This is a genomic window from Methylobacterium oxalidis, from assembly GCF_007992195.1.
Classification (GTDB): Bacteria; Pseudomonadota; Alphaproteobacteria; order Rhizobiales; family Beijerinckiaceae; genus Methylobacterium; species Methylobacterium oxalidis.
In genome coordinates this window covers 1-7,784 of sequence record NZ_BJZU01000031.1, presented here as the reverse complement: position 1 = coordinate 7,784, position 7,784 = coordinate 1, and the positions used below count along the sequence as shown (strand labels likewise).

8 protein-coding genes are annotated in these 7,784 nt (G+C 72.7%); 4 read left to right on the top strand and 4 right to left on the bottom strand.

All coding sequences use genetic code 11. The features are described 5' to 3' along the window. Positions 1-106: 106 nt before the first annotated feature. Positions 107-304, top strand: a complete 198-nt coding sequence (locus MOX02_RS09735) for a hypothetical protein (protein WP_147025596.1) — start codon at positions 107-109, stop codon at positions 302-304. Between the two features lie 304 nt (positions 305-608). On the opposite strand, the gene MOX02_RS09730 is transcribed toward MOX02_RS09735, so the two are convergent. Beyond that, complete coding sequence (locus MOX02_RS09730; protein WP_147025595.1) at positions 609-1,361, bottom strand: Crp/Fnr family transcriptional regulator; 753 nt, start codon at positions 1,359-1,361, stop codon at positions 609-611. Between the two features lie 145 nt (positions 1,362-1,506). On the opposite strand from MOX02_RS09730, the gene MOX02_RS09725 reads away from it, so the two are divergent. Both MOX02_RS09725 and MOX02_RS09720 read left to right on the top strand, forming a co-directional pair. Continuing rightward, complete coding sequence (locus MOX02_RS09725; protein ID WP_147025594.1) at positions 1,507-2,178, top strand: chemotaxis protein CheB; 672 nt, start codon at positions 1,507-1,509, stop codon at positions 2,176-2,178. Then, entirely contained in the window at positions 2,171-2,515 is a 345-nt protein-coding gene (locus tag MOX02_RS09720; protein ID WP_147025593.1) for a hypothetical protein, read from the top strand. Before MOX02_RS09725 ends, MOX02_RS09720 begins: the two co-directional genes overlap by 8 nt. On the opposite strand, the gene MOX02_RS09715 is transcribed toward MOX02_RS09720, so the two are convergent. Further along, a complete protein-coding gene (locus MOX02_RS09715) occupies positions 2,506-3,078 on the bottom strand; it encodes a TetR/AcrR family transcriptional regulator (RefSeq protein WP_147025592.1) in 573 nt (190 codons plus the stop codon). The genes MOX02_RS09720 and MOX02_RS09715 overlap by 10 nt on opposite strands. Positions 3,079-3,188: 110 nt before the next feature. On the opposite strand from MOX02_RS09715, the gene MOX02_RS09710 reads away from it, so the two are divergent. Further along, complete coding sequence (locus MOX02_RS09710) at positions 3,189-3,977, top strand: SDR family NAD(P)-dependent oxidoreductase (protein WP_147025591.1); 789 nt, start codon at positions 3,189-3,191, stop codon at positions 3,975-3,977. A gap of 35 nt (positions 3,978-4,012) precedes the next feature. Here MOX02_RS09710 and MOX02_RS09705 read toward each other — a convergent pair whose 3' ends face one another. After that, positions 4,013-5,635, bottom strand: coding sequence for an ABC-F family ATP-binding cassette domain-containing protein (locus MOX02_RS09705; RefSeq protein ID WP_147025590.1), 1,623 nt, complete (start codon positions 5,633-5,635; stop codon positions 4,013-4,015). Between the two features lie 83 nt (positions 5,636-5,718). Further along, positions 5,719-7,485, bottom strand: coding sequence for a hypothetical protein (locus MOX02_RS09700; protein WP_238178975.1), 1,767 nt, complete (start codon positions 7,483-7,485; stop codon positions 5,719-5,721). Positions 7,486-7,784 lie beyond the last annotated feature (299 nt).

Genomic DNA, 7,784 nt, shown 5'->3' with positions numbered 1-7,784 from the left:
CTAGGCTTCGCCTGCCCAGACGAGGATCGGGCCGGAAGCAGTTTGCCGCACCGCGGAGGCAATCGCCTCATTGCGGAAGGTGGGGCGGGCGCGCCACATCATGCCCATGGGCGCGAATCTGCGGCACCTCTACACGCTCGAGATCAAGGCCAGCCGGAATCTGGCCGGCCATTACACCTGGGCGATACGCGACCGCGGCAAGCTCTACCGCCGCTCGGACAAGCCGCACCCGTCCGAGGCCGAGGCCCGAGCCGCGGCGGAGGCCGAGATCGAGCGCCTGCTCGACGCGCCGGACCGCCGCTAGAGAAGGCCCGGTCCGGGCGAACCGTCCCGGCGCATCGTGCATTGATCCTGGCGCGCCGGGGTGAGCCCGGCGCGGGCCCCTGCTCGAGAACCGGAGGATGCCGTGAGCCTCGTCTTCGCGCTGTTTCTGATCGGAGTGCCGCTGGCGCTCGCCGTCTTCGAGCTGATGCGGATGCGGGGTACCCGCCCGCTCTGACCGGAGCCGACCGCTTCCGGACACGACGCCTTTGGCGGACTTGGCCTCTCGCGGACTTGGCCTCTCGCGGACCTGCCGCCGCGCCGGTGCGTGCCGACGCACCGGCGCCCTAACCCGGGATGAGGTGGCTCTCCTCGAGGCGCCGGCCCTCCCGCTCCAAGTGCAGGTAGTTCACGTTGAAGAGCGCGACACGCTGCAGCGCCTCGAGATCCGGGATCGACAGGCGCTTGCCACGCAGCACGATCAGCTCCCTGCTCCGCAACTCCTGCAGCACCCGGTTGACGTGCACGTTCGACAGGCCCGTCGCATCGCCGAGCTCCACCTGGGTGACCGGCAGCAGGCAGCTGTCGCCCTCCGTCAGCCCGACCCCGCGCAGCCGGATGAACAGCTCGCACAGGAGGTGCCCGATCCGCTCCAGGCCGGTGCGCTGGCCGAGGTTGACCGTCCACTCCCGCTGGATCGCCGCCGTCACCAGTGTCTCCCACCAGAGCGCCTGCGTGATGCGCGGGTGCTCGTCGGTCAGACGGAGCATCTGGTCGCGGTGGATCTCGGCCAGCCGCACGGGCGTGATGGTGCCGATCGCGTGGTCCATCTCGCGCAGGACGAAGACGTGCGGGTCGCACAGGTCGCCGGGCAGGAAGAACGAGATGATCTGCCGGCGCCCGTCCTCCAGCTGCTTGTAGCGGCAGGCCCAGCCCTCCAGGATCAGGTTGACGTGCTCGGGCGCGTCGCCCTCTCGGATCACGTCTTGGTGTGCGCCGAAGATGCGCACCTTCCGGCTCGCGGCGTCCTCGAGAGCCCGCCCGTCCTCCTCGGAGAGGGGCGCGAACTGCTGGAGCTTGCGGATGAGGTGCTGCGGCATGACCATCTCCCCGCCACGCCGGCAGCACTCTAGGCGGGCGTCCGGCGGGCGAATTTCACCTGTGTGAATTCAGGCGCCGGGAAGATGGTGGAGTCTCGACGTCTGTCCGCCGGCGCATCGTCCGGCCGCGTTGGCGCGAGGCTCCATGAAACGCACGGGCGAGCCGCGCGCGCGCGATGCGGAAGGGCCGCCCGGCGGTCGCAGGAGCGCCTTCGCCACGGTCGTGCTCGGCGCATCGCTCGGCGGCATCGACGCCCTGCGGGAGATCGTCGGCGCCCTGTCGCCGCCGGTTCCCGCGGCCTACCTCGTCGTCCAGCATATCGGGCGCCATCGCAGCCTGCTTCCGTCGCTCCTCGCCGCGTGGTCCGAGCTTCCCGCCGCCCACGCACAGGACGGCGAGGCGATCCGGCCGGGCCGCATCTACGTCGCCCCGCCCGATCACCATCTCTGCGTCGCGCCGAGCCGGATCCGGCTGGTCCGCGGCCCGCGCGAGAACTACACCCGCCCGGCCATCGACCCCCTGTTCCGGTCGGCGGCGCAGAGCCACGGCGACACGGTGATCGGCGTGCTGCTGACCGGGAGCCTCAGCGACGGCGTCGCCGGCCTCCTCGAGGTCCGGCGGCGCGGCGGCGTGGCGATCGTGCAGGATCCGGCGGAGGCCATCTGTCCGGACATGCCCCTGAACGCGCTCCGCAACGCCGGAGCCGACCATGTGATGCCGCTCGCGGCCATGCCGGACCTGATCGCGCGATTGGCGGAGTCGATCGTCCAGCGGAGCGCGGCGGCGCGGCGGATCGAGGGAGAGCGAGATGGGTGACGGGTACAGGCTCGACCGGCCGTCGTCGCTGAGCTGCCCGGAATGCAGCGGCGCGATGGCGCGAACCGCGGTCGGGGACCTGCCGCAGTGGCGCTGCCATATCGGCCACGTGCTCGGCGGGGACGCGATGCTGGAGGCGCAGGCCGCGGCCCTCGAGGCGCGCCTGGGCTCGGTGATGTCCCTGCTGAACGAGCGCGCGGAACTGTGTCGCATCCTGATCGAGGAGGGGTCGGTCGCGGGGCTCGATCCGGCGATGCTCGAGGCCGCGCGCGCGGAGGCGTTGCGGCGGGCCGAGACGATCCGGGATCTGCTGGAGAGCCCTTGGGTTCAGGTCTGAGACCGCGCGGCGGGCGCCGGAGCGCGCTCCTCGATGAAGGCGCGGGTCTCGGCCAGCACCTCGTCGGATAGGTCGGGATCGTCGCTGAGCCGTGCGAGGATCATGGCGCCGACCATGGCGGCCCAGCTCCCGATGGCGGCGCGGCGGCTCTCCTCGGGAGCGGCGCCCGGGGTGCCGGCGGAGAGCCGCGCGATCTGCCGGCGCAGGCCCTCGGTCATGGCGGCCCGCGCCTTCGGCGACTGCCGGATCGTCTCCGCGCCGAGGTCCGCGACGGGACAGCCGCCGGCGCAATCCTGCCGGTGCACGGTCGACAGGTAGCGCGCGGCGTAGGGCGCGAGCGCGACGGGCTCGACACCGGGCGCGACCACCATCTCCGCCAGCGCGGCGGCGATCAGGTCGTCCTTGGACGCGAAGTGGCCGTAGAAGCCCCCGTGGGTGAGACCCGCGGCCTTCATCACCTCGGCGACGGTCACGGCCTCGAAGCCGTGCTCGCGGAACAGGTGCCCGGCGGCCTCCAGGATCCTGCGGCGGTTCTCCGCCACCTGCTCGCGGCTGACCTTCATGTGCGCGACCTCACTTCGGACCCGGCCTGATCGGCTTGACGCCAAACATGATCATCATCATGTTTATGATACATGATGATGATCATGTTTGAGAGATAGGAAGTTCGACCATGAGCAGCAAGCCCGCCGTTCTCGTCACCGGCGCCTCCTCGGGCATCGGAGCCGCCTACGCCGATCGCTTCGCCCGGCGCGGCCATGACCTCGTCCTCGTCGCCCGGGACGCGGACCGCCTGGAGTCGCTGGCCGCCCGCCTGCGGGCCGAGGCGGGCGTCGCCGTCGACATCCTCCGGGCCGACCTCACCGAGCGGGCCGACCTCGCCCGCGTCGAGGCGCGCCTGCGCGAGGACGAGCGGATCGGCGTGCTCGTGAACAATGCCGGGGCGGCCGGCCACGGCGGCTTCCTCGATCAGGATCCCGAGCAGGTGGGCCGGCTGATCGAGCTCAACGTCACGGCGCTGGCGCGGCTCGCGAGCGCGGTCGCGCCGCGCTTTGCCGCCTCCGGCGGGGGCGCGATCGTCAATATCGGCTCGGTGGTCGGCCTCGCGCCGGAATTCGGCATGGCGGTCTACGGCGCGACCAAGGCGTTCGTCCTGTTCCTCAGCCAGGGGCTCCACGGCGAGCTCGGCCCCAGGGGCGTCTACGTGCAGGCCGTTCTCCCGGCCGCGACCCGCACCGAGATCTGGGAGCGCTCCGGCCGCGACGTGGACGCGCTGCCGGCCGTGATGGAGGTCGGCGAGCTGGTGGACGCGGCCCTCGTCGGGTTCGACCGGCGCGAGACCGTGACCATCCCGCCCCTGCCCGACGCCGCCCAGTGGAGCGCCTACGACGCGGCCCGGGCCGCGATGTTGCCGAATTTCGGGCAGGTCCACGCCGCCGCGCGCTATCGCAGCGCCGCCTGAGCCGGCGACGGGCCGGGGCGCGGCGCTCCGGCCCGTCAGCCGCGCAGGCCGGGCGCCTCGCGGCCGGTGCGGGCCACGTACTCGGTGTAGCCGCCCCCGTACTGGTGGATGCCGTCCGGGGTGAGTTCGAGCAGGCGGTTCGACAGGGCGGCCAGGAAGTGCCGGTCGTGGCTCACGAACAGCATGGTGCCCTCGTACTGCGCGAGAGCCTGGATCAGCATCTCCTTCGTGGCGATGTCGAGGTGGTTGGTGGGCTCGTCGAGCACCAGGAAGTTCGGCGGGTCGAACAGCATCTTGGCCATGGCCAGCCGGGCCTTCTCGCCGCCCGAGAGCACCCGGCAGCGCTTCTCCACGTCGTCGCCGGAGAAGCCGAAGCAGCCGGCGAGCGCCCGCAGCGAGCCCTGTCCGGCCTGCGGGAAGGAACTCTCCAGATCCTCGAAGACGGTGAGGTCGCCGTCGAGCATCTCCATGGCGTGCTGGGCGAAGTAGCCGAGCTTCACGCTGCTGCCGAGCGCCACCGTGCCGTCGTCCGGCCGGGCCGTGCCCGTCACCAGCTTCAGGAGGGTCGACTTGCCGGCGCCGTTGACGCCCATCACGCACCAGCGCTCCCGGCGGCGCACGGAGAAATCGAGCCCGGCATAGATGCTGCGGCTGCCGTAGCGCTTGTGCACGTTCTTGAGCATGGCGACGTCGTCGCCGGAGCGGGGGGCGGGCTGGAAATCGAACGCCACCGTCTGGCGCCGCCGCGGCGGCTCCACCCGCTCGATCTTGTCGAGCTTCTTCACCCGGCTCTGCACCTGCGCGGCGTGGCTGGCGCGGGCCTTGAAGCGCTCGATGAACCTGATCTCCTTGGCGAGCATCGCCTGCTGGCGCTCGAACTGCGCCTGCTGCTGCGATTCGTTCACCGCCCGCTGCTGCTCGTAGAAGGCGTAATCGCCCGAGTAGGTCCGGAGCTCGCCACCGTCGATCTCGACGATCTTGGTGACGATGCGGTTCATGAACTCGCGATCGTGCGAGGTCATCAGCAGGGCGCCATCGTAGCCCTTGAGGAAGTCCTCGAGCCAGATCAGGCTCTCAAGGTCGAGGTGGTTGCTCGGCTCGTCGAGGAGCATCACGTCGGGGCGCATCAGCAGGATGCGGGCGAGCGCCACCCGCATCTTCCAGCCGCCCGACAGCCGGCCGACGTCACCGTCCATCATCTCCTGGCTGAAGCCGAGGCCGGCCAGCACCTCGTAGGCCCGGCCCTCGAGGGCGTAGCCGCCGAGCTCCTCGAAGCGGGCCTGCACCTCGCCGTAGCGCTCGATCAGGGCCTCCATCTCGTCCGCCCGGTCCGGGTCGGCGAGCGCCACCTCCACCTCCCGCAGCTCGGCCGCCACCGTGCTGACCGGCCCGGCCCCGTCCATGACCTCCGAGACGACACTGCGCCCGGCCATCTCGCCGACATCCTGGCTGAAATAGCCGATCGTGATGCCGCGGTCGGTGGAGACCTGCCCCTCGTCCGGCTGCTCCTCGCCGGTCATCATGCGGAAGAGGGTGGTCTTGCCGGCGCCGTTCGGCCCCACCAGCCCGACCTTCTCGCCGCGCTGGAGCGCGGCGGACGCCTCGATGAAGACGATCTGACGGCCGTTCTGCTTGCCGATCTTCTCGAGGCGTATCATGCGTCCGCGGGTCCGGGGATTGGAGCCGCGGCCATACGGCAAGGATCGCGGGAGGGGAAGGCGGGCGGGCGCCGCACCTGCCGCTAGAGCGCTCCGGGCTCCGGCCGCTCGGCACCGAACCAGCTCCGCTCCAGGTTCGCCCGCGCCTCGGCGGCGCCCTCGGCGTCGCCGCGGGCCTCGGCCGCGCGCAGGAGGCCGGCGGCCGCCCAGCCGTTGTTGGGGGAACGCTTCAGCGCCTCCCGGAAGGCCGCGGCCGCCTCCTCGGCGCGTCCCTCGCCGAGCAGCACCGCGCCGAGGGACTGGCGCACCGGGTAGTACCAGTACGGCGGCTCCATGTAGGGGAGCCGGTCCTGGATCTCGGCGGCCGCGGTCAGGAGCGCGACGGCGCCGCCCGGATCCCCGGCCGCGCGCGCCACCCGCGCCCGCACCACCCGGGCCGCGATGGCGAGGATGTCGGGCGCCGGCACGCCCGCCTCGGGCATGGCGCGGATCGCGGGGTCCACCGCGAGGGCGTCGATCGCGTCGGCCTCCGCCAGGGCCTCATTCCTGCGCCCGAGCCCGGCCAGCGCCTCGCCGCGGGCGTAGTGCCAGTGGGCCCGCACCAGCGGAACGTCCGGCCGGGGCAGGGCGAGGACGGTCTCGGGGGCCGAGAACCGGGCATGGGCGACGAAGGGCGCGGCCGCGATCGGCTGAGTCCAGGGGATCTCGGCCTGCGCCCGCTCGGTCACGAGGCCGGCGAGCTTCTCCGCCGCCTGCACGGCGGTGCCGCCGTCCCCGCCCATCAGGGCCGAGACCAGCACGAAGTGGACGTTGTGGGCGTGATAGGCCTGGGCGTAGAGCAGGCTCGCCCCGCCGCCCGCGATGAAGGCCTCGTCGGCCGCCACCGCCTGCCGGTTCGCCTCCAGGCTCTCGCGCCAGCGCCCGAGCCGGTACCAGATGTGGCTCGGCATGTGCACGATGTGGCCCGTGCCGGGCATCAGCGCGGCGAGGCGCGCGGCGTGGGGCGCGGCGCGCTCGGGCCGGTCGGACGCCTCGACCATGTGGATGTAGAGGTGGATGGCTCCCGGATGGTCGGGGTTCGGCCGCACGGCCGCGCCCTCGCGCAGGGCGAGCACGCCCTCGATCAGGGCGAGGATCCGCCCGGTGGCCCCCTTCGGCTCCCGCCCGCCCTCCGCCCAGTAGTCCCAGGGCGACAGGTTCATCAGGGCGTCGGCCGTGAGCAGCGCGATCTCGGTATCCTGCGGGAAGCGCGCCTGGACTTCCTCCATCGCGCTCGCGAAGGCGAGGTCGAGGGCCTTGCGGTCGGCCTGCCCGGCACCGTAGCGGCGCGAGAGGGCCTCGATCAGCGCCGCCTGCTCCGGCGTCGCCCGCGCCGAGAGCTCGCGGGCCCGGGCGAGGACCGCGAGCGCCCGCGGGACGGCGTCGGCGTCCATCGGGTAGTTGATGTGGGGGCCGAGCACCCACGCCTCGCCCCAGAGGCACAGGGCGCAGTCCGGATCGAGCGCCTGGGCCGCCCGGAATGCGCGCGCCGCCTCGGCGTGGTTGAAGCCCCAAGCGAGGCGGTAGCCCTGGTCGAAATAAGCCTGCGCCTCGGCGCTCGCCGTGCCGGCCGACCAGGTCAGCGCGCCGAGGTCGCCGTAGAGGGGAGGGCGCACGTCGCTCGTCGGCGCGGCGGCACCGCGCGGCAGGTCGCGGGCGTAGGGGCCGACCTCGGTGCGGCCCGGGGAGGACGCGGCGCCCGGATGCACATGGGCCGGGCCGGCGGCACCCGCCTCGCCGGCCGGGGCCGGCATCGCCGCCGACGGTGCGGCGAGGGCGAGAGCGAGAGTGAGCAGGGTGATCGGGCGCATCGGCTCCTCCTGCCGGCCTGCGAACGCCGTTCGGCGACAGCCCTGCACCGGGCGGCCGCACCGCGAGAGCGTGCACCGATGCTGGCCCCGAGGCGAGGCGCCGGGCGCCAACGAATGCTGGTCACGATCCGCACGCGCCGGAGCCGTGTCCCCTCGCTCCGCCTTCCGGCGAACGCCTCCCGATAGGGAGCGCGGGTTTCCTCCCCCGTCCGGGAGAGGGGCAGGGAGAGGGAAGCGATCTTTCCGGGTGCGGCGAACCCCTCACCCGGTGCGCTCACGCGCACTCGACCTCTCCAGAA